Genomic DNA, 24,536 nt, shown 5'->3' on the forward strand with positions numbered 1-24,536 from the left:
TCCCGTACCCCCACGCCCACAGGAACCACTACGACCAGCGGAAGGACCTGATCGCCACCCTGCGGAAGGCCGGCTTCGACGTCTGGATCACCTCCGCCTCACCGCAGCCGGTCGTCCGCGACGCCACCGCCCTGCGCCTCGTGCTCAACCGGAACGAGAACGAGGTGATGTGCCGGGCGTACGACGACAGCGACGGCGAGTGGATCGTGAACCCCATGTCCATCGAACCGAAACCGCGCAAGACCGACCCCTACCCCTGCTCCACCACCGGCCGCATCGGCCGCGACGGCGCGCCCGGCCCGGTCCGCCGGGACGACGCCGGCGTCATCCCCGACCAGGCCGACCGGGTCCACCCGCCCGCCCGACGCGACACCGCCGGGCAACGGCCTTGAACCTCCAGTGACTGGAGGCGGCAGAGTGGGGGACATGGACGCCACGACCCTCCACTCGATCGGGGAGCTCTCCCGGCGGACCGGCCTGTCCGTGCGGACCATCCGGTTCTACTCCGATGCGGGGGTGGTGGCGCCGACCACCCGCAGTCCCGCCGGCCACCGGCTCTACGACCCCGACGCACTGCTCCGTCTCGAACTCCTGCGCACCCTGCGCGAGCTGGGCATGGACCTGGCCACGATCCGACGGGTCCTCGACCGGGAGCTCGCGGTGGCGGACGTCGCCGCGGCGCACGCCGAGGCCCTGGACCTCCGGATCCGGGTCCTGCAACTGCGCCGGAGCGTCCTGCGCGTCGTGGCCGGCCGCGGATCCAGTACCGAGGAGGCCCAGCTCATGCACAGGCTCACACAGCTGACCGGCGCGCAACGCCGAGCTCTGATCGACGACTTCACGGACGGCACCTTCGGCACGGCGGACGCCGACCCGGCCGCGGCGGCCATGGTGCGCGCCGCCACCCCCGACCTCCCCGATGACCCGTCACCCGAGCAGGTCGCCGCGTGGGTGGAGCTCGCCGAGCTGGTCGGCGACGAGGACTTCCGCGCCCGGATGCGCCGGACGGCCGGGTACCGGGCCACCGGGCGCCCGCTCGGCATCGAGAGCGCCGTCGGCGGGGAACTGGCCGAGTTCACCCGCCGGACGGTGGCCGAGGCCATGGAGTCCGGCATCGACCCGCTCGGCGACCGGGGCCAAGCCGTCGTCGACGACCTCGTGCGGCGCTTCGCCGAGGTGCTCGCGCGCACCCCCGACACCGCGTTCCGGGACTGGATGGCCCGGCGGTTCGGCGAGGCGCACGACCCCCGGGTGGACCGGTACTGGCGGCTGGTGTGGATCGTCAACGGCTGGCAGACGGTGGCGGACCTGTACCCGGTGTACCCCTGGCTCGTCCGGGCCCTGCGCAACGACCGGGACGCCGGACCGCCGCGGTGAGCGCGGGGCCGGAACCCCACGGCCTGGGTCGTGGCGTCCGCCCGGAGGCCACGAACCCGACGACACTCCCTAGAGGAACGTGCGGCCCTCGCCCCGGTAGGTCGGGGCGGTGGCCGTCACCCGGTCGCCCTCGACCAGGTGCAGCGCGTCGAAGCGTTCGCACAGCTCGCCCGCCTTGGCGTGCCGGAACCACACCCGGTCCCCGATCAGCAGGTCGTCCGCCGGCGCGCCCAGCAGCGGGGTCTGCACCTCGCCCGCCCCCTCCTGCGGGTCGTAGCGCAGCCCCTGCGGCAGGTAGGGGACCGGCAGCCGGTCCGGGCCCGGGGCGCCCGACGCCGGGTAGCCGCCGCCCAGCACCGTCACGACCCCGACCCCGGGCCGCCGGACCACGGGCTGGGCGAACAGCGCCGCGGGCCGGCCCCGGAAGGAGGTGTAGTTGTCGAACAACCGCGGCACGTACAGACCGGAACCGGCGGCGATCTCCGTCACCGCCTCCTCGGCCGCGGTCTGCTGCACGCTGCCCGTCCCGCCGCCGTTGACGAACTCCAGGTCCGGCACCACCGCGCGGACCGCCCGTACCGCCTCCGCGCGCCGGGCCGCGAGCTCCCGGCGAGCCGCGCCCTGCATCAGCCGGATGGCCCGCGAGCGCAGCGGCCGCCCGGCCAGCGCGTCCCCGACCCCCGCGACGTGCCCCTCGTACCCCATCAGCCCCACCACCCGGAAGCCGGGCCGCGCCGACACCTGCCGGGCCAGCGCGGCCAACCGCTCCGGCTCGCGCAGCGGCGACCGGCGGGCACCCACCCGCACCCGGCCGCCGAACAGGTGCAGCGCCGTGTCCAGTTCCAAGCAGACCCGCACCTCCTCGGCGCCGCCCGCACGCGCCCCGTCGATCAGCTCCAGCTGGGCCGGATCGTCCACCATCACCGTCACCGCCGCCGCCAGCTTGGGATCGCCCGCCAGCTCGCCGAAACCGGCCCGGTCCGCCGACGGATAGGCCAGCAGGACGTCCTCGAAACCGGACCGGGCCAGCCACAGCGACTCGGCGAGGGTGTACGACATGATGCCGGCGAACCCCGGCCGGGCCAGCACCCGTTCCAGGAGCGCCCGGCACCGGACGGACTTGCTCGCGACCCGGACCGGCTTCCCGCCCGCGCGGCGCACCAGGTCGTCGGCGTTGGCGTCGAACGCGTCGAGGTCGACGACGGCCAGCGGCGCGTCGAGGTGCGCGGTCGCCCGGTCGTACCGGGCCCGGTCGGCAGCGGGGGAGTTCATGGGCGGCAGCTTGCCAGAACGCGCTACCCGTGGGTAGGGGGGAACGGCGGCCGCCCCGGAGAGCCCCGGCACCGGCGCGCGCCGGTGCCGGGCCCGGACGAGCCCGTAGAGTACGGGCAGGCAGCCGTACGGAACGGGGGGCGGAGCCGCCGGATGACCACGACGACACCGCGGACCGCGCTCCTCGGCGAGCCGGAACCGCCCCCGCAGCCGCCGGTCCGGCCGCGCCGCCGCCCCGGCCGCGTCCTCGCCGCCGCACTCTGCGCCCTGCTGGGCACCGGACTCACCGTCACGGCCGCCACCGGCGCCTGGAGCCAGTACCGCGCCGCGCACCGCCCGCTGCCCCCCGACGCCGCCTACCGCCAGGCCGGATCGCTGTGGCGGTCCACCCCCGTCGACACCCTCTTCCCGCCCGTCCTCACCGGCCCCGCCGCCGGCCCCGGCGGCGCGGACCGGAGCTGGACCCGGGTCGCCCTCGCACCCGACTCCGACTGCCCGGCCGCGCTCTCCGCCGAATGGCGGGCGGCGCTCGCCGCCACCGGCTGCACCCGCGTCCTGCGCGCCGCCTACACCGACGCCACCCGCTCCTCGCTGATCACGGTGGGCATGGTCTTCACCCCCGGCGACGCAGCCGCGATGGCCACGGCCGGCGCCCGCCTCGGCGTGCCGCCCGCCTACGGCTTCGCCGACGGCCACCGCGCGGCCTGGACCGCGTCCGTCCTGCCCGACGCCCCCGTCGTCGTCTACACCGTCTCAGCCTTCGCCGACGGCCGCACCGTCGACGCGCCCCGCCCCGCCGCCGAGGCCACGGCGAAGGACGCCACCGGCGCCGTGGCGCAGGCGGGCCTCGGCCACGAGGCCCGGGCCGTCGCCGACCGGTTCGCGGCCGCCCTGCGCGCCCTCGCCCGCCCGGTGGCCGCCCCCGACGCGCAGGCCACCGGATGAGCCGCCGCGACCGGCCCGTCCGCCGCCCCCGCCCCGCCGCACCCGTACCCGGGCCCGCACCCCGGCGGATCACCGGGCGCGCCGCGGCCGTGCTGGCCGCCGGGGCGCTCCTCGCGGTCGCCGCCGCGGCCCCCGCCGCCGCGGACGGCATCCGGGACCGCCAGTGGGGCCTGCTGACCCTGCGCGCCGAGGAGGCCTGGGGCACCACCCGGGGCGACGGGATCACCGTCGCCGTCCTCGACACGGGCGTCGACGACTCCCACCCCGACCTCGCCGGCCAGGTCCTCGCCGGCACCGACCTCATCGGCGCCGGCGCGGGCCGGGGCGACCGGGCCTGGGCCCGCCACGGCACCGCCATGGCCGGGATCATCGCCGGCCACGGGCACGGGCCCCAGCGCGGCCAGGGCGTTCTCGGCGTCGCACCGCAGGCCAGGATCCTGCCGGTCCGGGTGATCCTGGAGGAGGGCGACCCGGGCCGGGCCAAGGCCCGCGAGAGCAAGGGCGGCGCGCTCGCCGAGGGCATCCGCTGGGCGGCCGACCACGGCGCCGACGTGATCAACATGTCGCTCGGCGACGACAGCGACTCCGCCCACCACGAGGCGGGCGAGGACGAGGCCGTCCAGTACGCCCTCGCCAAGGGCGTGGTCGTCGTCGCCTCGGCGGGCAACGGCGGCGGATCGGGCGACCGCGTCTCCTACCCCGCCGCCTACCCCGGGGTGATCGCGGTCACCGCCGTCGACCGCCGGGGCCGCAAGGCGCCGTTCTCCACCCGCAACTGGTACGCCACCGTCAGCGCCCCCGGCGTGGACGTGGTCATCGCCGACCCGGACCGCTCCTACTACGAGGGCTGGGGCACCAGCGCGGCCGCCGCCTTCGTCTCCGGCGCGGTGGCCCTGATCCGGGCCGCGCATCCGGACCTCTCCCCGGCGCAGGTCAAGAAGCTGCTGGAGGACACCGCGGCGAACAGCCCGGAGGGCGGCCGCGACGACGCCCGCGGCCACGGCACCGTCGACACCGCGGCCGCCCTCCAGGCCGCAGAGTCACTGCGGCCCGAGCCGCCGGTGCCCGCGCCCGCCCCGGCCGGGCAGCCGTACTTCGGCCCGGGCCCGGAACCGGTCCGCCCGCCCGAGCGCGGCGCCCGGCTCGGTCCCCCGGAGGCCGCGGTCGGCGGGGCGGCGCTGCTCGCGCTGGCGGCCGTACTGGCCCGGCGCCCGCGCCGGGGCCCCAGGGGCGGGGACGGTGCAGCGTTCGAGCACAGTAGGGTCGGGTAACTGTGGCGAACATGGCGAACATGGCGAACAAGAACATTCCCGACCCCGGCTTCTCCGACGACGACGGCTCGGCCGATCCCCGGCTGACCGCGGCCCTGGCCGCCTGGTCCCGGGACCGCGGCGCCGAGCCCGAGGTGCTGGCCGCCCTGCGCGGCGCCCGCCTGCTGGTGCCGGTCGTCGCCGTCCTCGGCGAGGTCGAGACGGACCCGGAGACGGGCCTGCGGCGCGAGAAGACCAGCGACATGGCGGTCCCGACCCTGCGGGCGGGCGACCGGCGGGCCCTGCCCGCCTTCACCTCCACGGCCGCGCTGGCGCTCTGGGACCCGGCGGCCCGGCCGGTGGCGGTGCCCCTGCACCAGGCGCTGGCCGCCGTCGCGCACGAGAAGGCCGACACCCTGGTCCTGGACCTGGCCGGCCCGGTCACCTACCAGCTGACCGGCTCCGCCCTGCTGGCGCTGGCCGAAGGCCGCGCGGACGCCGGTCCGGCGGCCGACCCCGCCGTACGGGAGGCCGTACGGGCCGTCGTGGCCGCGGACGGCGCGGTGCTGCGGGCCCACCTCGGCCCGGCCGGCGCGGACGCCGACGGCACCCTCGCGGTGGTGCTGGCGGGCGGTCCGGCGCAGGCTCCCGCGACGGCCCGCCGGGTCGCCGAGGCCCTCGCGGCGGACGAGACGCTGCGGGCCCGGCTGGTGCGCGGGCTGGACCTGGCCGTCCTGCCCGAGGACGCCCCGGCGCCGTCCGGCGAGCCGCTGTTCAGCCGCTGACCGAACGCGGCAAGGGGAGCCGGCGGGACGTTTCCGCGGGCTCCCCCTCCTCCGTGCGTACCGGGATCAGCCGAAGACCGGCCCGGTGTACTTCTCGCCCGGGCCCTGACCCGGCTCGTCCGGGACGATCGAGGCCTCGCGGAAGGCGAGCTGGAGGGACTTCAGGCCGTCGCGCAGCGGGGCGGCGTGGAAGGAGCTGATCTCCGTGGCGCTCGCGGTCACCAGGCCGGCCAGGGCCGTGATCAGCTTGCGGGCCTCGTCGAGGTCCTTGTGCGGGGAGTCGGGCTTGTCCAGGCCCAGGTTGACCGCCGCGGCGCTCAGCAGGTGCACGGCCACCGTGGTGATCACCTCGACGGCGGGCACGTCCGCGATGTCGCGGGTCATGGCGTCGTAATCGGGGGCGCCGTCGGCAGCGGGGTCGAAGGAAGGTGTCGCGTCAGTCATGCGGCCCACGATATGCCGTGCGGCGGGCTTGCAACGCGGGTGCTAGTATGTACATCGACCGGCCGGACACAGCTGTGCCCGGCCCACAAGTGGAGGCTCCGTTCTCCCACCTGACCGCCCTCCGGGGCGTCGGGTCATCCGGTCAGGCGGTATCCATCGTTCCGTACGGACGATGGAAAGCTGCCCGAGTCTGCGCCCCGCGGTTCGCACGCGGCGGTGCTCCGGTTGTTTTGGAGCCCCTGCCTGTGCCCGGCGGGGCTTTTTTTCATTCTCCCGCCGCGGTAGGTCTGACGGAAATACACGTCAGCGGCTGTCTGCCAGGCAGCCGTGTGGTGCTACCGAGGAGGATCCATCAGCACCGAGCCCCGCATCAACGACCGGATTCGCGTTCCCGAGGTACGACTCGTCGGTCCCAGCGGCGAGCAGGTCGGCATCGTGCCGCTTGCCAAGGCGCTTGAGCTCGCGCAGGAGTACGACCTCGACCTGGTCGAGGTCGCGGCGTCCGCACGCCCGCCGGTCTGCAAGCTCATGGACTACGGCAAGTTCAAGTACGAGTCGGCCATGAAGGCCCGTGAGGCGCGCAAGAACCAGGCGCACACGGTCATCAAGGAAATGAAGCTCCGGCCGAAGATCGACCCGCACGACTATGACACCAAGAAGGGTCACGTCGTTCGGTTCCTCAAGCAGGGCGACAAGGTCAAGATCACGATCATGTTCCGCGGTCGCGAGCAGTCCCGGCCGGAACTCGGCTACCGACTGCTGCAGCGCCTGGCTTCGGACGTCGAGGACCTCGGGTTCATCGAGTCGAACCCGAAGCAGGACGGCCGAAACATGATCATGGTTCTCGGTCCGCACAAGAAGAAGACCGAGGCGATGGCCGAAGCCCGCGAGGCGCAGGCCGCCCGCAAGGCCGAGCGCCAGGGTGTCGCCCCGACCGACGACGAGGCTCCTTTCGAGGACGCTCCGGCCGAGGTCGAGGCCGCCGAGGCCACCGAGGCCGCCGCCGACGAGGCGCCTGCCGACGAGGCGAACGCCGAGGCCTGATTCCGAGGCAGCCCGTCTCGGATCACCGACACAACATGACGCTCCCCCGAGCCGGTCCGGAAGCGGACCGGTGGGAGCGCCACCGACGAGGAGATAACGGCGCTATGCCGAAGAACAAGACGCACAGCGGTTCCAAGAAGCGCTTCAAGATCACCGGCTCCGGCAAGGTGCTCCGTGAGCGCGCCGGCAAGCGCCACCTGCTCGAGCACAAGTCGTCCCGTGTCACCCGCCGCCTGACCGGCACCGCGGAGATGGCCCCCGGCGACGCCGCGAAGATCAAGAAGCTTCTCGGCAAGTGACGTCCTCCGCTCCCCCTCCGCGGGAGCGGGACGTCAAGACCGGGACCCCATCGAATTCGGGCCGCGTGAAGACAACCACGGCCCCGCTACAAGGAGTTAAAAAGTGGCACGCGTCAAGCGGGCAGTAAACGCCCACAAGAAGCGCCGGGCGATCCTCGAGGCGGCCTCCGGCTACCGCGGTCAGCGTTCGCGCCTGTACCGCAAGGCCAAGGAGCAGGTCACCCACTCGCTGGTCTACAACTTCAACGACCGCAAGAAGCGCAAGGGCGACTTCCGTCAGCTGTGGATCCAGCGCATCAACGCCGCTGCCCGCCAGAACGGCATGACGTACAACCGCCTCATCCAGGGTCTGAAGGCCGCCAACATCGAGGTGGACCGCAAGATCCTCGCGGAGCTGGCCGTCAACGACGCCAACGCGTTCGCCGCGCTCGTCGAGGTCGCGCAGAAGGCGCTCCCGGCCGACGTCAACGCCCCCAAGGCCGCTGCCTAAGGGCTAGCCGGCCGCCCCGCGCGGCCGGCCCCCACGGACCCGCAGGCGATTCGCCTGCGGGTCCGTGTGCTTTCCCCTTCCCGCCGCTTCCCGCCGCGCGGCACGCGCCGCACCGCACGCCGCCGCTCCCGGACCCGAGAGAGAACCGCAGACACCATGGGCACCCCCGCCGAGCTGATCTCCCCCCGTTCCCCGCGGGTGGCCGCCGCCAGGCGACTGGCGCGGCGCAACTTCCGCACCAAGGAGCGCCGGTTCATCGCCGAGGGCCCGCAGGCGGTCCGCGAGGCCGTCGAGCACCGCGGCTCCGGCGGCGGGACGACCCTGATCGAGCTGTTCGCGACCGTCGAGGCCGCCGAGCGCCACAGCGGGATCGTCGACGCGGCGCTGGCCGCGGGCGTCCGGGTGCACCACGCCTCCGACGAGGTGCTCGCCGAGGTCTCGCAGACCGTCACCCCGCAGGGGCTCGTCGGCGTCTGCCACTTCCTGGACTCGCCCTTCGAGGAGATCCTCGCGGCCCGGCCCCGGCTCGTCGCCGTCCTCGCCCACGTCCGCGACCCCGGGAACGCCGGCACCGTGCTGCGCTGCGCGGACGCGGCCGGCGCGGACGCTGTGGTGCTGACCGACGCCTCCGTCGACCTCTACAACCCCAAGTCCGTACGGGCCTCGGTCGGCTCCCTCTTCCACCTCCCGGTCGCCGTGGGCGTCCCGGTGGAGCAGGCCGTCGCGGGCTTGCGGGCGGCCGGCGTGCGGATCCTCGCGGCCGACGGGGCGGGCGAGGACGACCTCGACGCCGAACTGGACGCGGGCACCATGGGCACCCCCTCGGCCTGGGTCTTCGGCAACGAGGCCTGGGGCCTGCCGGAGGAGACCCGGGCCCTCGCCGACGCCGTCGTGCGCGTCCCGATCCACGGCAAGGCGGAGAGCCTGAACCTCGCCACGGCCGCCGCGGTGTGCCTGTACGCGTCCGCGCGAGCACAGCGGGCGCCCGGAGGGTGCCGCTCCGTGACCCCCAGCTAGTAATGTGGCGGCCCGGGGGCCCACGGCGCCGCTCGGAGATGTGGGGTACGGGGACATGACCGTCGGTACGAACAGCTCGCGCGGGGACGCGGACGCCGCGCCCGCGGCCGGGGAGCGGTTCCGGGCCGAGCCCGAGTCCCGGCCAGAGTCCGGATCCCGCCCCGAGTCCGCGTCCGGGTCCGGCGCCCGTACGCGGCTCCCCGCGCCGGCGAGTGGGGAACCGTCCGCCGAGGGGACCGCCGCGCCGCACGGCGCGGGTCCGGAGGCCGGCATCGACCCCGACGACCTGCCCGACGGACTCGTCGTCGCCGACGCCGCCGGCCGCGTCATCTGCTTCAACCGGGCCGCGGCCCGCATGACCGCCATCGACCCGGCCGGCGCGCTCGGCACCCGCATCGACCGGGCCCTGCCGCTGGAGGACCTCGAAGGCCGCCGCTGGTGGGCCCTGACCGACCCTTACGGCGGGCTGGCCACCCGGCGCGGGCAGCCCGAGCGGAACCTGCTGCTGCCGGGCGGCCGCGAGGTGCTCGTCTCCGCCCGCTACGTCCGCACCCACCCCACCGGCCCGCTGCGCCGGCTCGTGGTCACCCTGCGCGGCACCGAGGCCCGGCGGCGCACCGAGCGCAGCCACGCCGAGCTGATCGCCACGGTCGCGCACGAGCTGCGCTCCCCGCTCACCTCCGTCAAGGGGTTCACCGCGACCCTGCTCGCCAAGTGGGAGCGGTTCACCGACGACCAGAAGCGGCTGATGCTGGAGACCGTGGACGCCGACGCCAACCGCGTCACCCGGCTGATCACCGAGCTCCTCGACATCTCGCGGATCGACTCCGGGCGGCTGGAGGTGCGCCGCCAGCCGATCGACGTCGCCACCGCCGTCGGCCGCCACGTCCAGGCCCTGACCGCGAACGGCCAGGCCCCCGAGCGGTTCCTCGTCAGCGTCAGCCGCCCGCTGCCCGACCTGTGGGCCGACCCCGACAAGATCGACCAGATCCTCGGCAACCTCCTCGAAAATGCGGTGCGCCACGGTGAGGGAACCGTCACCATCGACGTATCGCCGCACGAGAAGGGAACCGCCGTCACCGTGTCCGACGAAGGCCCCGGGATTCCCGAGGAGTCGATGGGCCGCGTCTTCACCCGCTTCTGGCGGGGCAGCAAGCGCGGCGGCACCGGGCTGGGCCTGTACATCGTCAAGGGCATCGTGGAGGCCCACGGCGGCACCATCACGGTCGGCCGCGGCCCCGGTGGCGGCGCCGAGTTCCGATTTATCCTGCCCGTGAGCGCCCCGGCCTACCTCACGCAGTAGCCCTGCGGAGCGTCTCGCCAGGCGGCCCACGGGCTCCTCCACCCCCGGCGACCTTTAGACTCGTCCTTTGGCACCCTTGTGTCCTTGTGCCGATCGAGTCGTACGGGGACCCACCAGCCAGCCATCGGAAGTACGGGAAGAGATGTCGGCACCGAACAAGTCGTACGACCCTGTCGAGGTCGAGGCACTGAAACCGGAAGAGATCGAGCGCATGCGGGACGAGGCGCTCGCCGCCTTCGCGTCCGCCGGCGACCTCGACGCGCTGCGGGAGGCGAAGACCGCGCACATGGGCGACCGCTCGCCCCTGGCGCTCGCCAACCGCGAGATCGGAGCCCTGCCGCCCCAGGCCAAGGCCGAGGCGGGCAAGCGCGTGGGCCAGGCCCGCGGCGCCGTGAACAAGGCCTTCGGGGCCCGCACGGTCGCCCTGGAGGCCGAGCGCGACGAGCGGGTGCTGGTCGAGGAGGCCGTGGACGTCACGCTGCCCCACGACCGCGTCCCCGCCGGCGCCCGGCACCCCCTGACCACGCTGATGGACCGCATCGCGGACATCTTCGTGGCCATGGGGTACGAGGTCGCCGAGGGTCCCGAGGTGGAGGCGGAGTGGTTCAACTTCGACGCCCTCAACTTCACGCCCGACCACCCGGCGCGCCAGATGCAGGACACCTTCTTCGTCCGGGGGCCGGAAGGCACCGAGGGCGACGAGTCCGGCGTCGTGCTGCGCACCCACACCTCCCCGGTGCAGGCGCGGACGCTGCTGGAGCGCAAGCCCCCCGTCTACGTGGTCTGCCCGGGCCGGGTCTACCGCACCGACGAGCTCGACGCGACGCACACGCCGGTCTTCCACCAGGTCGAGCTGCTCGCCGTGGACGAGGGCCTGACCATGGCCGACCTCAAGGGCACCATGGACCACATGGTCCAGGAGCTGTTCGGCGAGGGCACGACCACGCGCCTGCGCCCGCACTTCTTCCCCTTCACCGAGCCGTCCGCCGAGATGGACATGCAGTGCTACGTGTGCCGCGGCGCCTCGGTGGGCAACCCCGACCGCCCCTGCCGCACCTGCTCGTCCGAGGGCTGGATCGAGCTCGGCGGCTGCGGCATGGTCAACCCCAAGGTGCTGACCGCCTGCGGCGTGGACCCCGAGAAGTACAGCGGGTTCGCCTTCGGCTTCGGCATCGAACGGATGCTGATGTTCCGTCATCACGTAGAAGACATGCGAGACATGGTCGAGGGCGACGTTCGCTTCACCCGGCCGTTCGGGAGTGAGATCTGATGCGCGTCCCGCTTTCCTGGCTGCGGGAGTACGTCGACCTCCCCGCGGGCGAAACCGGCCGTGACGTGGCCGCCAAGCTGGTCGACGCCGGCCTGGAGGTCGAGACCGTCGAGCAGCTCGGCGGCGGCCTCAAGGGCCCGCTCGTCGTCGGCAAGGTGCTGACCATCGAGGAGCTGGAGGGCTTCCGCAAGCCGATCCGCTTCTGCACGGTGGACGTCGGCGCGGCCAACGGCACCGGCGAGCCGCAGGAGATCGTCTGCGGCGCCCGGAACTTCGCCGTCGGCGACAAGGTCGTCGTGGTCCTGCCCGGCGCGGTGCTGCCCGGCGACTTCGCGATCGCCTCGCGCAAGACGTACGGCAGGACCTCGCACGGCATGATCTGCTCCGGCGACGAGCTGGGCATGGGCGACGACGGCACGCACGGCATCATCGTGCTGCCGCCCGAGCACGAGGTCGGCACCGACGCGATCGAGCTGCTCCAGCTCGTCGACGAGGTCCTCGACATCGACATCACCCCGGACCGCGGCTACTGCATGTCGATGCGCGGAGTGGCCCGCGAGGCCGCCACCGCGTACCGCCTGCCGCTGCGCGATCCGGCGCTGCTCGACGTCCCCGCGCCGAACGCGTACGGCCACCCCGTCAAGGTCGACGACCCGGCCGGCTGCGACCGCTTCACCGCCCGCACGGTGACCGGCCTCGACCCCGACGCGCGCTCCCCGATCTGGCTCACCCGCCGCCTCCAGAAGGCCGGCATGCGCCCGATCTCGCTCGCCGTCGACATCACCAACTACGTGATGCTGGAGCTCGGCCAGCCGCTGCACGCCTACGACCGCTCGCGGATCGACGGCCCCATCGGCGTCCGCCGGGCCGAGCACGGCGAGAAGTTCACCACCCTCGACGGCGTCACGCGCACGCTCGACGCCGAGGACCTGGTGATCACCGACGGCAGCGGCCCGATCGGGCTCGCCGGCGTCATGGGCGGCGCCGACACCGAGATCGCCGACTCCGTCACGGACCCCGAGACCGGCCACGTCACGGGCACCACCGAGGTCGTCGTCGAGGCCGCGCACTTCGACGCCGTGTCGATCTCGCGGACCGCCCGCCGCCTGAAGCTCTCCTCCGAGGCCTCCAAGCGCTTCGAGCGGGGCGTCGACCCGCAGGCCGCCGCCGCGGCCGCCCAGCGGACCGTCGACCTGCTCGTGCTGCTCGCCGGAGGCACCGCCGAGGCGGGCGTCACCGAGTTCCTCGCGCCCGGTGCCCCGCGCACCATCGCGATGAGCGCCGACCACCCCGACCGGGTCGCGGGCATGGAGTACGGCCGCGAGACCGTCGTGCGCCGCCTCCAGGAGGTCGGCTGCGACGTCTACGGGCAGGACGAGCTCGTCGTCACCGTCCCGTCGTGGCGCCCCGATCTCGCCGAGCCCAACGACCTCGCCGAAGAGGTCATCCGGCTGGAGGGCTACGGGAACCTCCCGTCCACCCTCCCGCAGGTGCCCTCCGGCCGCGGTCTGACCGCCCGGCAGCAGCTGCACCGCCGGGTCGGCCGCGCACTGGCCGGCGCGGGCTACGTCGAGGCGCTGAGCTACCCGTTCATCGGCGCGCAGGTCCTCGACCGGCTCCAGCTCCCCGCGGACGACCCGGCCCGCCGGCTCGTCACCCTCGTGAACCCGATCTCCGACGAGGAGCCGGCGCTGCGCACCACGCTGCTGCCGGGTCTGCTCGGCGCACTGCGCCGCAACGACAGCCGGGGCAGCCACGACCTGGCCCTCTTCGAGACCGGTTCGGTCTTCCTCGGCTCCGGCCGTCCCGGCGTGGCCGTCCGGCTGCCCGTGGACCGCCGTCCCACGGACGAGGAGGTCGCCACCCTGGACGCGGCCCTGCCCGCCCAGCCGCGGTACGCCGCGGTCGTGCTGGCCGGTGCGCGCGAGCAGGCCGGCTGGTGGGGCAAGGGCCGTCCGGCCGACTGGGCGGACGCGGTCGAGGCCGCCCGCGCGCTGGCCGTCGAGGCCGGCGCCGAGCTCGTCGTCCGCCAGGGCCGGTACGGCCCCTGGCACCCGGGCCGGTGCGCCGAACTCGTCGTCACCGTCGACGGGGCCGAGCAGGTCGTCGGCCACGCCGGCGAGCTGCACCCGCGCGTGGTCAAGGCCCTCGGCCTGCCCGCCCGCACCAGCGCCATGGAGCTCGACCTGGACCGCCTCGCGGCGGCCGGCGGCGAGGCCGTCCAGGCGCCCCGGATCTCCTCCTTCCCGGTGGCGACCCAGGACGTCGCGCTGATCGTGGACGCGTCCGTTCCGGCCTCCGCGGTCGAGGCGGCGCTGCGCGAGGGCGCGGGCGAACTGCTCGAATCGCTGCGGCTGTTCGACGTGTTCACCGGTGAGCAGGTCGGCGGGGGCAAGAAGTCCCTCGCGTACGCGCTGCGCTTCCGCGCGGCCGACCGCACCCTGACCGCCGAGGAGTCCACGGCCGCGCGCGACGCGGCGGTGGCCCTGGCCGGGGAGCGGACCGGGGCGGCGCTCCGGGGCGCGTAGCCACCCCGCAGGGCCGATGAGGGGCGTGTCCGGACCACCGGGCGCGCCCCTCACTCGTTCGGGTGAGAAGGCGGACGACCCCGGTGCGCCCCGGGGGCCGGTCGGCACAATCGTTGCGGCCGAGGGGGGAGTCCATGCGGAGCATCGGCGACCGACGACAACGCCGCAGGCGCGTCCCGCCGGCAGCCGGGCACGGACCGGCGGACCGGGTCCCGCGCGCCCGGCGCGCCCCGGGCGCGATCGTCGTGCCGGGCCGCAGGCGGGGCCGGGCCCGCCGGGCCCGCCGGGCGGGCGTCGTGGCCTGGGGCGGCGTCGCGGTGTGCTGGGAGCTGTTCACCCCGGGACGGCTGGTGTCGAGCCTGGCCAGCTGCGCGGCCTTCCTGCTGCTGGCCACCGGCTGCACCCTGCACATGCGGCGCGGCCTGCGCGCGGAACTGCGCCGCTCGCAGGAGATCGCGTGTGCCGCGCAGCGGGCCCTGCTGCGGCCCCTGCCCGAGCGCATCGACGGTCTGGCCGTGGCCGCCGCGCAGCTCTCCGCGAGCCGGGGCGCGGCGGTGGGCGGCGACCTGTACGAGGCGGTGTCCACGGCGTACGGGCTGCGGGTGGTCATCGGCGACGTACGGGGCCACGGGCTGCCCGCGCTGGGCGCCGCGGCGGCCGTGCTCGGCGCGTTCCGCGAGGCCGCCCACGACGAGGTGTTCCTGGTCGGGGTGTTGCGCCGGATGGAACGGGCCCTGGGCCGCCACGTGCGCGACCGGGCCAGGGCCGAGCACCAGCCCGTCGGCCCGTCCGGCCCGGGCGGGCCGCAGCCGTCGGCGGCCGAGGAGTTCGTGACGGTCCTGCTGCTCCAGATCGGCCGGGACGGCTCCCTGCTGGCCCTCAACTGCGGCCACCCCTGGCCCTACCTGCTGTACCCGGCGCCGGTCCGCGAGCCGTGCGGGGCGGTGCCCGCGGCGGTCGGCGCCGCCGGTGGGCGGTCCGGGGCCGGGCGGCCGCCGCCGGGGAGGAGGCCCGTACGTCCGCGCATGCGCGTGACGCAGCTGGACGGCGGGGAGACCATGCCGCCGCTCGGGGTGCTGCCCGTGCCGCCGGACGCCCGGGCGCGGGCGTGCGGGGAACTGCGGCCGGGCCAGACGCTGTTCCTGCACACCGACGGCGCGGAGGACGCCCGGGACGCGGCGGGGCGGTTCTTCCCGCTGCGGCGCGTCCTGGCCGCGGCGCGGCCGGCGCTCACGCCCGCGCGGCTGGTGGCGGGCGTGCACACCGCTCTGCTGCGGCACACCGGCGGCCGGCTCGCCGACGACGTCGCCCTGCTGGTGCTCCGCGACGACCGAGCCTGACGGGCCCGTCCAACGCCCCCCGCCCGGCCGGAGCCGCCGGGCCCGGTGACCGACCGGGCGCCGGCGGAACCGGACGCACCGCCCGCCCTGCCGTGGAGTGTCGGGCAGACAGCAGGGCGGGCGGTGCGGTGACGGGTCGTCGCACTGTACGAGGGGGAGCCGACGACCCGGGCCGCCTCTTGGCGAGGCCCTTAAGTGAAGCGCCCCCGGGCCTCTCGTCGGCAGCGTGTGGATCGCATTTATGCGCGTACGAAGTTCACACCCCGTGTGAATCGGGCACCGCACACCCCGGGTGAAGCGGACCCCGCGCACCGCGTGCGGAGGGAGCACGGCCCGCCCCGGCCGAATTGGCCGCACCGCCCCGTGCGCGGGCCGCGCAGCCACTAGCCTGTGTCCGACGAGCCCCGGGAGCGGCCCATGCAGCCCAATGTCCTGCTCGACGCACTCCTCGCGGAGGCGGGCCTGTCCCACGCCGGACTCGCCGCGTACGTGAACCAGGCGGGCCGCGCCCGCGGGCTCGCCCTGCGCTACGAACACACCGCCGTCGCACGGTGGTTGAAGGGTCAGCGCCCGCGCGGCCAGGTGCCCGACCTGATCTGCGAGGTGATCGGTGGCCGGCTCGGGCGGCCGCTCGCGCTCGACGACATCGGCCTGGGCCTGCCCGGTCTGCCCGCGTCGCCGGACGGTTCGCCGCTGAGCGGGTTCGTCGACCGGGCCGCCGCCCTGTGGCGTTCCGACGTACAGGCCCGGCCCCAGCTGCTCACCGCCGGGGCCGTCACCGGGACGCCCGCCGTCATCCCGGTCTGGGAGTGGGAGAACCCGCCCGAGGACGCCGACGTCTCGCGCGAGGGCCCGCGCCGGATCGGCCCCGAGCACATCGAGATCCTGCGGGCCGCCCGCTCGCACTACGAGCTCATGTACCGCCGGGCGGGCGGTGTGGCGACCCGGGACCGCATCGTCCGCTTCCTCGGCAGCGAGACCGCGCCCCTGCTGCGCGGGAGCTACTCCGACGGAGTCGGCCGCCCGCTGCACCGGGCCACCGGCTCCCTCGTGGCGGTGGCCGGGATCTGCGCGTACGACTCGGACGCGCACGGGCTGGCCCAGCGCTACTTCCACCAGGCACTGCGCCTGGCCAAGTCGAGCGGGGACCGCGGGCTCGGGGCGTACGTCATCGCCCTGATCGTCAACCAGTCCCTGCACCTGCGGGAGTACCGCCAGGCCGTGGCCTTCGCGGAGGCCGCGCTGCGCGCCGCGGGCCGGCACACCACGCCCGCGCTGGCCGCCGACCTGTACGCGATGCAGGCCAAGGCGTACGCCCGGCTCGGCGACGACCGGGCGGCGCTGGAGTGCATCCGGCGGGCCGAGGCGGCCGCGGAGCGCATCCGGCCGGGCACCGAGCCGGACGAGACCGGCTACGTGCAGCCCGGGCTGGTCAACGTCCAGGTCGCCGAGGCGCTGCTCAGCCTGGGGGAGCTCGACGCGGCGCACGAGCAGGCGACCGCGGCCGTCGGCACTCCGGCGCACGACCGGGGCCGGGTGCACCGGCTGGCGATGCTGTGCGAGATCCAGCTGCGGCAGGGGGAGGCGGACCGGGCGGTCGCGGCGGCGGCCGAGATGGCCGAGCGCGCGAAGGGGATGGAGTCGCTGCGCCTGCGCGACCGACTGCGAACGGTCCGCGCACAGCTTCTGACCAGCGGTTGTTCCGACGCGCGGGAGACCGCGCTGCTCATCGACGGGGCGTTGCGCGTTCCCCTGTGACCGGCCGAGCTGCTGCCATGTTGCCACCAACCGATCGGAAGGTGGCAGAAACGTGCAGTGGATGAACCTGAGTGAGCAGACCGTGTACAAGAACCGCTGGTTCGATGTGAACCTCGCCGATGTCGAACTCCCCGACGGCCGGCACTTGGACCACTTCGTGATCCGGCTGCGCCCGGTGGCCGTCGCCACGGCCGTCAACGAGGCCAACGAGGTGCTGCTGCTGTGGCGGCACCGCTTCATCACCGACAGCTGGGGCTGGGAACTGCCCGCCGGGGTCGTCGAGGACGGCGAGTCCGTCGAGACGGCGGCCGCGCGGGAGATGGAGGAGGAGTCGGGCTGGCGGCCCGGACCGTTGCACCACCTGATGACCGTGGAGCCGTCCAACGGGCTGACCGACGCCCGCCACCACCTCTACTGGGCGGACGGGGCGACCTACACGGGCCATCCCGAGGACGACTTCGAGTCCTCGCGCAGGGAGTGGGTGCCGCTCACCCTCGTCCCGGACCTGATCGCGCGCGGGGAGGTCCCGGCCGCCAACATGGCGGCCGGGCTCCTCCTGCTGCACCACCTGCGGCTGGGTCAGCCGTACGGGTAGAAGCCCGAACCGGTCTTGCGGCCGAGGCGGCCCGCGTCGACCATCCGCTGGAGCAGCGGGGGAGCGGCGTACAGCGGCTCCTTGAATTCGGCGTACATGGAGTCCGCCACCGAGGCCACGGTGTCCAGGCCGATCAGGTCCGCCAGCTTCAGCGGGCCCATCGGGTGGGCGCAGCCCAGCTCCATGCCGTTGTCGATGTCCTCGCGGCTCGCGATGCCCGACTCGAACATCCGGATCGCGGACAGCAGGTACGGGATGAGCAGCGCGTTGACCACGAAGCCGGAACGGTCCTGGGCGCGGATCGCGTGCTTGCCCAGCACGTCCCGCACCAGGGCCTCGGCGCGCTTGACGGTCTCCTCGCCCGTGGTCAGCGCGGGGATCAGCTCGACGAGCTGCTGCACCGGGGCCGGGTTGAAGAAGTGGATGCCGATGACCTGGTCGGGCCGCGAGGTGGCCACGGCCAGCTTGACCAGCGGGATCGAGGAGGTGTTGGACGCGAGGATCGCGTCCGGCCGGGTGATCACCTGGTCGAGGACCTGGAAGATCTCCGTCTTGACCTGCTCGTTCTCGACGACGGCCTCGATGACGAGGTCGCGGTCGGCGAACTCGCCGAGGTCGGTGGTGAAGGTGAGGCGGGCCAGGGTGGCGTCCCGTTCCTCTTCGCTGATCTTGCCGCGTTCGGCGGCCTTCATCAGGGAGTTGTGCAGCCGGGTGCGCCCGATCTCCAGGGCCTCGCCGGTGGTCTCGGCGACCATCACCTCAAGACCGCTGCGGGCGCACACCTCCGCGATGCCCGCGCCCATCTGGCCGCAGCCCACTACGCCGACGCGAGCGATGTCGGTCGGGAGGGTAGAGAGGTCCGTCACATCGTGCCTTTCGCTGCTCATCCATCGCGGGTCCCCCGTGCTCGGCAGTGGTCACTGCGTCCCGGCGCCCGCCACGCCCCCCGACGTTACCCCCGACCTTGCCCCCGGTGGCGGGCCGGGGCGGGCATGCTGGGCGGACGCAGAGGGATGTCACGCAACGGAACGGAGTCGTCACATGAAGCACATCGGACGGCGGGGGCTGCTGGCGGGAGCCGCGGCAGTGGTGGCGGCGTCGGTCGCGGGCGCGGGGCCGGCCCGGGCGGCGGGGCGGGCGGGCGGCGCCGAGTTCCGGGGCATGTGGGTCGCCTCGGTGCTCAACGTCGACTTCCCCTCCGCCCCCGGACTGCCCGCCGCGCAGCAGCGCGCCGAACTGCTGTCCCTGCTCGACACGGCGGTCCGCCGGCGCCTCAACGCCGTGGTCCTCCAGGTCCGTCCGGCGGCCGACGCGCTGTGGCCCTCGCCGCTGGAGCCCTGGTCGCAGTGGCTGACCGGGCAGCAGGGCGCCGACCCGGGCTGGGACCCGCTGGGCACCGCCGTCGCCGAGGCGCACGCGCGCGGCCTGGAACTGCACGCCTGGTTCAACCCGTACCGCGTCGCCAACCACACCGACCCCGCCCGGCTGGTGTCCTGGCACCCGGCCCGCCGCAACCCCGGCTGGACCGTCGCCTACGGCGGGAAGCTCTACTACAACCCCGGCCTGCCCGAGGTGCGCCGCTTCGTCCAGGACGCGATGCTCGACGCCGTCGCCCGCTACCCCGTGGACGCGGTGCACTGGGACGACTACTTCTACCCCTACCCGGTGGCCGGCCAGCGCTTCGACGACGACGACGCCTTCCGGCGGTACGGCCCCGGCTTCGCCTCGCGCGCCGACTGGCGCCGGCACAACACCGACGCCCTGGTCCGCGAGATGTCCGAGCGGCTGCGCACGGTGCGGCCGGCGACCCGCTTCGGCATCAGCCCCTTCGGCGTCTGGCGCAACTCCGACCGGGACCCGGCCGGTTCGCCGACCCGGGCCGGCGTGGCCACGTACGACGACCTGTACGCCGACACCCGCAAGTGGGTCACCGAGGGATGGATCGACTACATCGCGCCGCAGGTGTACTGGCAGATCGGGCACCCGACCGCCGACTACGCGGCCCTCGTCCCCTGGTGGGCGGGCGCGGTCCGGGGCACCGGCGTCGACCTGTACGTGGGGGAGGCGCTCTACCGCTCCGACGCGAACAGCCCCACCGAGGCCTGGCGCGCCCCGGCCGAGCTGTCGCGGCACGTGAGCCTCGCCCGCCGGTACCCGGAGGTCCGCGGCCACGTCTGGTTCTCGGCCGGCCAGGTGGTCGCGGACCCCAACGGGGCGATGGCCCGGGTGGTCGCCGACCACTACCGGACGGCGGTTCCCCCGCGCTAGCGCGGGTGTCCGCCGGGGTGGCGGACCGTGCAGTCGGGTCCGGGGGCCATCAGCGCCTCGTGCCCGTCCTGGAAGCGCACCCGGTACGGAGGCGTTCCGTCGTCCCCGAGCACCTGGGTGATCTCTCCCACCTTGTCCTGCTGTCCGACGATCCTGCCGTGCTGCACCAGCTGGTCGCCCTCGGTCGCTCGCATGACTGACCTCCTCGGTGGCGGTCCGATCCGGTACTGGAAGTTTAGGACGGTGCGCGGCTATTTGACCCGCTGGGTCAGGGCGATGCAGACCAGCACCGCGCAGGCCGCCACCGGTGCGGCGGGGGACAGGCGTTCGCCCAGCAGCGCCACCGACCAGACCAGCGTCAGCAGCGGCTGCGCGAGCTGGAGCTGACTGGCCCGCGGGGCGCCGATCTCCGCCATGCCGCGGTACCAGACGTACAGGCCGAGGAAGGTGGAGCCGGCCGCCGCCCACACCAGTCCGATCAGGCCGTGGGCGCCCAGGCGCACCGGCTCGTACGCCAGCCCCAACGCGGTGCCGGCCAGGCTGAGCGGCAGGCACAGCACCAGCGCCCAGCCGATCACCTGCCACCCGGGCAGCACCCGGGCCAGCCGCCCGCCCTCCGTGTACCCGGCGGCGCACACCAGCAGCGCCCCGAACAGGTACGCGTCCCCGGCCGACAGCGCACCGCCGCTCTGCGCCACGGTGAAGCCGAGCACCACCGCGGCCCCGGCGACGGCCGCCCCCCAGAACCGGCGCGAGGGGCGGGCCCCGGTGCGCAGCGCGGAGAACACGGCCGTGGTCAGGGGGAGCAGGCCGACGACGACGGCGGCGTGCGAGGTGGTGGAGGTCGTCAGGGCGAGGGTGGTCAGCAGCGGGAAGCCCACGACCACCCCGGCGGCGACGACGGCCAGACCCGCCCAGTGCGCGCGGTCGGGCAGCGGGACCCGTACGGCCAGCAGGAAGGCGCCGGCGATCACGGCCGCCAGGACGCTGCGCAGGGAGACGAGGGACCAGGGGCCGAAGCTCTCCAGGCCCCAGGCGGTCGCGGGGAAGGTCAGCGAGAAGGCGACGACCCCGAGCGAGGCCAGGACGGTGCCCCGGCGTCCCCCGGCTCCGCTCGCGGAGACGGCCGCGGAAGTGTTCGCGGAGGCGTCCGCGGTCGCGGAGGTGTTCGCGGGCGGGCTCGTGGACGCGGTGGTGGAACCGGTCGCCGGGTTCTGCGCGGAGTCCTCGACCGCTATCGAAGCCGGGAGGGTAGCGCTATTATCTGCTGTCATGTACGAGCGTAGCAGTGTGGTGGACCTGGCCGAATCCCTGCGGTCGGAGCTCGACCGCTACTCGGTAGGTGGAAAGCTCCCGTCGAGCAGGGCCCTGGTCGAGCGCTACCGGGTCAGCCCCGTCACCGTCTCCCGGGCGCTCGCCCAGCTCGCGGCCGAGGGCCTCGTCGTCACCCGGCCCGGCTCCGGCGTCTTCCGCGCCCGGCCGCGCACGGCCGCCCCCGCGGCCGGGGACACCTCCTGGCAGGAGGTCGCCCTCAGTGCGGAGGGGGCCGGCGAGGTCGTCCCCCGCTCCGTCGACGCCACCGGAGTGCTGAGCTCGCTCGCCACCGCGCCGTCCGGGGTGATCGAACTCAGCGGCGGCTACCTGCACTCCTCCCTCCAGCCCGAGCGCGCCATGGCGGCCGCGCTGGCCCGGGCCGGGCGGCGACCCGGGGCCTGGGGCCGGCCGCCCGTCGAGGGGCTGCCCGAGCTCCGCGACTGGTTCGCCCGCGAGATCGGCGGCACCCTCGGCGCCGCCGACGTCCTGGTCACCGCGGGCGGGCAGAGCGCGCTGGCCACGGCCCTGCGGGCGCTCGCCCCGCCCGGGGCCCCGATCCTCGTGGAGTCGCCCACCTATCCCGGGCTGCTGGCCATCGCCCGCGCCTCGGGCTGCCGGCCCGTACCCGTACCGGTGGACGCCGAAGGGGTCAGGCCGGAGCTGCTGGCCGCGGCCTTCGAGGCCACCGGCGCGCGCGTCTTCGTCTGCCAGCCGCTGTTCCAGAACCCGACCGGGACGGTGCTGGCCCCCGGGCGCCGGGCCGAGGTCCTGCGGACCGCCCGCGCCGCCGGCGCCTTCGTGGTCGAGGACGACTACGCCCGCTACCTGGGCCACGAGGACGCGGGCCCGCTGCCCGCGACCCTGGCCGCCGAGGACCCCGACGGGGTCGTCGTCCACGTGCGGTCGCTGACCAAGTCCACCTCGCCCAGCCTGCGGGTGGGCGCCCTCGCCGCGCGCGGTCCCGTCGTCGACCGGCTGCGCGCCATCCAGGTCGTGGACAGCTTCTTCGTGCCCAGGCCGCTCCAGGAGGCCGCGCTCGAACTGGTCGGCGCCCCCGCGTGGCCGCGCCACCTGCGCACCGTCGCCGCCGAGCTGCGCCACCGCCGGGACGTCCTGACCGGGGCGCTGCGCCGCGAGCTGCCCGGCCTGGAGCCGCCCCACCCGCCCTCCGGCGGCTTCCAGCTGTGGGTCCGCTCCGCCGGCGGGGGAGACGACACCGCGCTGGCGGCGGCCGCCCTGCGCGCCGGGGTCGCGGTCGCGCCCGGACGGCCCTACTTCTGCGCGGAACCGCCCGCTCCGTACGTACGGATGAGCTTCGCCGGGGTGGCCGGCCCGGCCGATCTGGTGGAGGCCGTACGGCGGCTGCGGACCGGCCCGGCGGGGACGAAACCCTCGTGAAGCGCCCGTCCGTACCGCTCCGGGTCGCCCGCGACGTGGAGCGGGGCTGCGGGGCGTACGTCGACCCGGACGCCCGGGTCGGCCACCCGCTGCGGGAGGCGGACACGGAGGCGGACACGGAGGCGGACATGAAGAAGGGCAAGGAGGTCAGCCGCTCCTTGCCACTTTCAAGGTATAGCGGGCAGGGGGCCTTGCGGCAAGGCCCCGGGGGTGGTGAAGAATCTCCGACCGAGGCGGGAACCTGGCGAAATCAGGCGTTCGCGCGATAGCTGCGGTTTCGTCGCGCCACGGGTGGATCGTCCCTGGGCGGCCGGCGCTGCCACGACCTGGTGGAAGGGACGTCATGAGGGACGTGATCATCGCCGGCGGCGGTCCGACCGGCCTGATGCTGGCCGCCGAACTGCGGTTGCACGGGGTGGGCGTGCTCGTACTGGAGAAGGAGGCGCGGCCGCCGGAGCGGTCCCGGGCGCGCGGCCTGCACGCGCGCAGCGTCGAGGTGATGGACCAGCGCGGCCTGCTGGAGCGGTTCCTGCCGCTCGGCCGGCGGGTCGCGGCCGGCGGCTTCTTCGCCGGGATCGGCAGGGAGTGGCCCGCCCGGCTGGACACCTCGCACGCGTACGTCCTGGCCGTCCCGCAGCTGGTCACCGAGCGGCTGCTGACCGAGCACGCCACCGAACTCGGCGCCGAGATACGGCGCGGCAGCGAACTGGCCGCGCTCGACCAGGACGGGGAAGGGGTGGACGTGGTGCTGGCCGACGGCACCCGGCTGCGCTCGCGCTACCTCGTCGGCTGCGACGGCGGCCGCAGCACGGTGCGCACGCGGCTCGGCGTCGGCTTCCCCGGGGAGCCCTCCCGGGTCGAGACGCTGCTCGGCGACATGGAGCTGGGCGTACCGCCCGAGACGCTGGCCGCCGTGACGGCCCAGGTCCGCCTGACCGAGCGCCGGTTCGGCGCCATCCCGGAGGGGGACGGGGTGTACCGGGTGATCGTGCCCGCCGAGGGGGTGGCGCGGGACCGCACGGCCGCGCCGACCCTCGACGAGTTCAAACGGCAGTTGCGGGCGTACGCGGGCACCGACCTCGGCGTCCACTCCCCGCGCTGGCTCTCCCGCTTCGGGGACGCGACCCGGCTGGCGGAGCGCTACCGGGTCGGCCGGGTGCTGCTGGCCGGAGACGCGGCGCACGTCCATCCGCCGACCGGCGGGCAGGGGCTCAACCTCGGCATCCAGGACGCGTTCAACCTCGGCTGGAAGCTGGCCGCCGAGGTCAACGGCTGGGCGCCCCGGGGACTGCTGGACAGCTACCACGAGGAACGGCACCCGGTGGCCGCCGACGTGCTGGAGAACACCCGTGCGCAGATGGAGCTGCTCTCGACCGGGCCGGGGCCGCGGGCCGTGCGCCGACTGCTGTCGGAGCTGGTGGAGTTCGAGGAGGTCAACCGGCACCTGATCGAGAAGATCACCGCGATCTCGGTCCGCTACGACTTCGGCGAGTCGGGTGACTCGGGCGAGTCGGGTGAGTCGGGCGGGTCCGGGCACCCCCTGCTCGGCCGGCGGCTGCGCGACGTGGAGCTGGACCGGGGCCGCCTCTACGGGCTGATGCACGGCGGCCGCGGACTGCTGCTGGACCAGACCGGCCGGCTCTCGGTGGCGGGCTGGGCGGACCGGGTCGACCACGTCGTGGCCGTCAGCCGGGAGCTGGAGGAACGGGGCGCGCCCGCGGTGCTGCTGCGGCCAGACGGCCACGTGGCCTGGGTCGGCGACGACCAGCGGGACCTGCGCGCCCGCCTGCCCCGGTGGTTCGGCGCAGCCACCGTCTGAGCGCCCGCGGTCCGCCGCCC

The 24,536-nt window shown here is 74.9% G+C and carries 22 protein-coding genes and 1 pseudogene; 18 read left to right on the forward strand and 5 right to left on the reverse strand.

The annotated features are described in order from the left end of the window. Positions 1–113 precede the first annotated feature (113 nt). Positions 114–392: pseudogene (locus CP968_RS26455) on the forward strand (haloacid dehalogenase-like hydrolase); the annotation flags it as partial. Positions 393–426: 34 nt separating this feature from the next. Then, positions 427–1,377: a MerR family transcriptional regulator gene (locus CP968_RS26460; protein WP_150520382.1), complete on the forward strand. Its 951-nt coding sequence runs from the start codon at positions 427–429 to the stop codon at positions 1,375–1,377. A 69-nt stretch (positions 1,378–1,446) separates the two neighbouring features. Here the strand turns inward: CP968_RS26460 and CP968_RS26465 are convergent, their stop codons facing one another. Beyond that, entirely contained in the window at positions 1,447–2,649 is a 1,203-nt protein-coding gene (locus tag CP968_RS26465) for an amino acid deaminase/aldolase (protein WP_150520383.1), read from the reverse strand. Between the two features lie 153 nt (positions 2,650–2,802). Here CP968_RS26465 and CP968_RS26470 point away from each other — a divergent pair, with 153 nt between their 5' ends. The 3 genes from CP968_RS26470 to CP968_RS26480 are packed head-to-tail and all read left to right on the forward strand — an operon-like array spanning position 2,803 to position 5,629. Next, a complete protein-coding gene (locus CP968_RS26470; RefSeq protein ID WP_189829000.1) occupies positions 2,803–3,594 on the forward strand; it encodes a hypothetical protein in 792 nt (263 codons plus the stop codon). After that, the gene (gene mycP, locus CP968_RS26475; protein WP_150520384.1) at positions 3,591–4,865 is read left to right on the forward strand and encodes a type VII secretion-associated serine protease mycosin; all 1,275 of its coding nucleotides are present in this window, start codon (positions 3,591–3,593) and stop codon (positions 4,863–4,865) included. Before CP968_RS26470 ends, mycP begins: the two co-directional genes overlap by 4 nt. 20 nt (positions 4,866–4,885) lie before the next feature. Then, entirely contained in the window at positions 4,886–5,629 is a 744-nt protein-coding gene (locus CP968_RS26480; RefSeq protein ID WP_150522145.1) for an SseB family protein, read from the forward strand. Positions 5,630–5,695: 66 nt separating this feature from the next. On the opposite strand, the gene CP968_RS26485 is transcribed toward CP968_RS26480, so the two are convergent. Next, positions 5,696–6,073, reverse strand: coding sequence for a DUF1844 domain-containing protein (locus tag CP968_RS26485; RefSeq protein WP_150520385.1), 378 nt, complete (start codon positions 6,071–6,073; stop codon positions 5,696–5,698). Positions 6,074–6,400: 327 nt separating this feature from the next. On the opposite strand from CP968_RS26485, the gene infC reads away from it, so the two are divergent. From infC to CP968_RS26540, 10 genes are all read left to right on the forward strand, one after another. Next, positions 6,401–7,117 (forward strand): translation initiation factor IF-3, encoded by a 717-nt coding sequence (gene infC, locus CP968_RS26495; RefSeq protein WP_150520386.1) that lies wholly within the window; start codon positions 6,401–6,403, stop codon positions 7,115–7,117. A gap of 104 nt (positions 7,118–7,221) precedes the next feature. Further along, positions 7,222–7,416 (forward strand): 50S ribosomal protein L35, encoded by a 195-nt coding sequence (gene rpmI / locus CP968_RS26500; RefSeq protein WP_030387121.1) that lies wholly within the window; start codon positions 7,222–7,224, stop codon positions 7,414–7,416. Between the two features lie 103 nt (positions 7,417–7,519). Further along, complete coding sequence (gene rplT / locus CP968_RS26505) at positions 7,520–7,906, forward strand: 50S ribosomal protein L20 (protein ID WP_007263143.1); 387 nt, start codon at positions 7,520–7,522, stop codon at positions 7,904–7,906. 156 nt (positions 7,907–8,062) lie between these two features. Next, positions 8,063–8,923 (forward strand): TrmH family RNA methyltransferase, encoded by an 861-nt coding sequence (locus CP968_RS26510; RefSeq protein ID WP_150520387.1) that lies wholly within the window; start codon positions 8,063–8,065, stop codon positions 8,921–8,923. Between the two features lie 55 nt (positions 8,924–8,978). Then, positions 8,979–10,226, forward strand: coding sequence for a sensor histidine kinase (locus tag CP968_RS26515; RefSeq protein ID WP_150520388.1), 1,248 nt, complete (start codon positions 8,979–8,981; stop codon positions 10,224–10,226). 142 nt (positions 10,227–10,368) lie between these two features. Then, a complete protein-coding gene (pheS, locus tag CP968_RS26520; protein WP_150520389.1) occupies positions 10,369–11,496 on the forward strand; it encodes a phenylalanine--tRNA ligase subunit alpha in 1,128 nt (375 codons plus the stop codon). Then, positions 11,496–14,024, forward strand: coding sequence for a phenylalanine--tRNA ligase subunit beta (gene pheT / locus CP968_RS26525; RefSeq protein WP_150520390.1), 2,529 nt, complete (start codon positions 11,496–11,498; stop codon positions 14,022–14,024). Before pheS ends, pheT begins: the two co-directional genes overlap by 1 nt. Before the next feature lie 134 nt (positions 14,025–14,158). Continuing rightward, positions 14,159–15,364, forward strand: coding sequence for a PP2C family protein-serine/threonine phosphatase (locus tag CP968_RS26530; RefSeq protein ID WP_373304112.1), 1,206 nt, complete (start codon positions 14,159–14,161; stop codon positions 15,362–15,364). Between the two features lie 417 nt (positions 15,365–15,781). Beyond that, positions 15,782–17,122, forward strand: coding sequence for an NsdA family TPR-like regulatory protein (locus CP968_RS26535; RefSeq protein WP_150520391.1), 1,341 nt, complete (start codon positions 15,782–15,784; stop codon positions 17,120–17,122). Positions 17,123–17,183: 61 nt separating this feature from the next. Continuing rightward, positions 17,184–17,717 carry an NUDIX hydrolase gene (locus CP968_RS26540; protein WP_373304113.1) on the forward strand — a complete coding sequence of 178 codons (534 nt, stop codon included), beginning with the start codon at positions 17,184–17,186 and terminating at the stop codon, positions 17,715–17,717. On the opposite strand, the gene CP968_RS26545 is transcribed toward CP968_RS26540, so the two are convergent. Continuing rightward, positions 17,702–18,604: a 3-hydroxybutyryl-CoA dehydrogenase gene (locus CP968_RS26545; RefSeq protein ID WP_150520393.1), complete on the reverse strand. Its 903-nt coding sequence runs from the start codon at positions 18,602–18,604 to the stop codon at positions 17,702–17,704. The two genes, CP968_RS26540 and CP968_RS26545, sit on opposite strands and share 16 nt — an antisense overlap. 154 nt (positions 18,605–18,758) lie before the next feature. On the opposite strand from CP968_RS26545, the gene CP968_RS26550 reads away from it, so the two are divergent. Next, a complete protein-coding gene (locus CP968_RS26550; protein WP_150520394.1) occupies positions 18,759–19,985 on the forward strand; it encodes a glycoside hydrolase family 10-like protein in 1,227 nt (408 codons plus the stop codon). Here the strand turns inward: CP968_RS26550 and CP968_RS26555 are convergent. Continuing rightward, positions 19,982–20,179: a DUF1918 domain-containing protein gene (locus CP968_RS26555; RefSeq protein WP_150520395.1), complete on the reverse strand. Its 198-nt coding sequence runs from the start codon at positions 20,177–20,179 to the stop codon at positions 19,982–19,984. The two genes, CP968_RS26550 and CP968_RS26555, sit on opposite strands and share 4 nt — an antisense overlap. Positions 20,180–20,236: 57 nt before the next feature. Then, positions 20,237–21,259 carry a DMT family transporter gene (locus tag CP968_RS26560; protein ID WP_150520396.1) on the reverse strand — a complete coding sequence of 341 codons (1,023 nt, stop codon included), beginning with the start codon at positions 21,257–21,259 and terminating at the stop codon, positions 20,237–20,239. Between CP968_RS26560 and CP968_RS26565 the strand changes: the two genes are divergently transcribed. Continuing rightward, on the forward strand, positions 21,258–22,697 hold the full coding sequence (locus CP968_RS26565) for an aminotransferase-like domain-containing protein (protein ID WP_150520397.1): 1,440 nt from the start codon (positions 21,258–21,260) through the stop codon (positions 22,695–22,697). The genes CP968_RS26560 and CP968_RS26565 overlap by 2 nt on opposite strands. Before the next feature lie 343 nt (positions 22,698–23,040). Continuing rightward, positions 23,041–24,516 (forward strand): rifampin monooxygenase, encoded by a 1,476-nt coding sequence (gene rox, locus CP968_RS26570; protein ID WP_150520398.1) that lies wholly within the window; start codon positions 23,041–23,043, stop codon positions 24,514–24,516. Positions 24,517–24,536: the final 20 nt, after the last annotated feature.

This window comes from Streptomyces subrutilus, from assembly GCF_008704535.1.
Lineage (GTDB): Bacteria > Actinomycetota > Actinomycetes > Streptomycetales > Streptomycetaceae > Streptomyces > Streptomyces subrutilus.

Coding starts and splice junctions, on each gene's coding strand:
- CP968_RS26515 (WP_150520388.1), top strand. CDS start 8,979: ATGACCGTCGGTACGAACAGCTCGCGCGGGGACGCGGACGCCGCGCCC.
- CP968_RS26545 (WP_150520393.1), bottom strand. CDS start 18,604: ATGAGCAGCGAAAGGCACGATGTGACGGACCTCTCTACCCTCCCGACC.
- mycP (WP_150520384.1), top strand. CDS start 3,591: ATGAGCCGCCGCGACCGGCCCGTCCGCCGCCCCCGCCCCGCCGCACCC.
- CP968_RS26470 (WP_189829000.1), top strand. CDS start 2,803: ATGACCACGACGACACCGCGGACCGCGCTCCTCGGCGAGCCGGAACCG.
- CP968_RS26555 (WP_150520395.1), bottom strand. CDS start 20,179: ATGCGAGCGACCGAGGGCGACCAGCTGGTGCAGCACGGCAGGATCGTC.
- pheS (WP_150520389.1), top strand. CDS start 10,369: ATGTCGGCACCGAACAAGTCGTACGACCCTGTCGAGGTCGAGGCACTG.
- CP968_RS26530 (WP_373304112.1), top strand. CDS start 14,159: ATGCGGAGCATCGGCGACCGACGACAACGCCGCAGGCGCGTCCCGCCG.
- CP968_RS26565 (WP_150520397.1), top strand. CDS start 21,258: ATGTACGAGCGTAGCAGTGTGGTGGACCTGGCCGAATCCCTGCGGTCG.
- CP968_RS26550 (WP_150520394.1), top strand. CDS start 18,759: ATGAAGCACATCGGACGGCGGGGGCTGCTGGCGGGAGCCGCGGCAGTG.
- CP968_RS26560 (WP_150520396.1), bottom strand. CDS start 21,259: ATGACAGCAGATAATAGCGCTACCCTCCCGGCTTCGATAGCGGTCGAG.
- CP968_RS26465 (WP_150520383.1), bottom strand. CDS start 2,649: ATGAACTCCCCCGCTGCCGACCGGGCCCGGTACGACCGGGCGACCGCG.
- CP968_RS26480 (WP_150522145.1), top strand. CDS start 4,886: ATGGCGAACAAGAACATTCCCGACCCCGGCTTCTCCGACGACGACGGC.
- rpmI (WP_030387121.1), top strand. CDS start 7,222: ATGCCGAAGAACAAGACGCACAGCGGTTCCAAGAAGCGCTTCAAGATC.
- CP968_RS26535 (WP_150520391.1), top strand. CDS start 15,782: ATGCAGCCCAATGTCCTGCTCGACGCACTCCTCGCGGAGGCGGGCCTG.
- CP968_RS26540 (WP_373304113.1), top strand. CDS start 17,184: ATGAACCTGAGTGAGCAGACCGTGTACAAGAACCGCTGGTTCGATGTG.
- rox (WP_150520398.1), top strand. CDS start 23,041: ATGAGGGACGTGATCATCGCCGGCGGCGGTCCGACCGGCCTGATGCTG.
- CP968_RS26510 (WP_150520387.1), top strand. CDS start 8,063: ATGGGCACCCCCGCCGAGCTGATCTCCCCCCGTTCCCCGCGGGTGGCC.
- pheT (WP_150520390.1), top strand. CDS start 11,496: ATGCGCGTCCCGCTTTCCTGGCTGCGGGAGTACGTCGACCTCCCCGCG.
- CP968_RS26485 (WP_150520385.1), bottom strand. CDS start 6,073: ATGACTGACGCGACACCTTCCTTCGACCCCGCTGCCGACGGCGCCCCC.
- CP968_RS26460 (WP_150520382.1), top strand. CDS start 427: ATGGACGCCACGACCCTCCACTCGATCGGGGAGCTCTCCCGGCGGACC.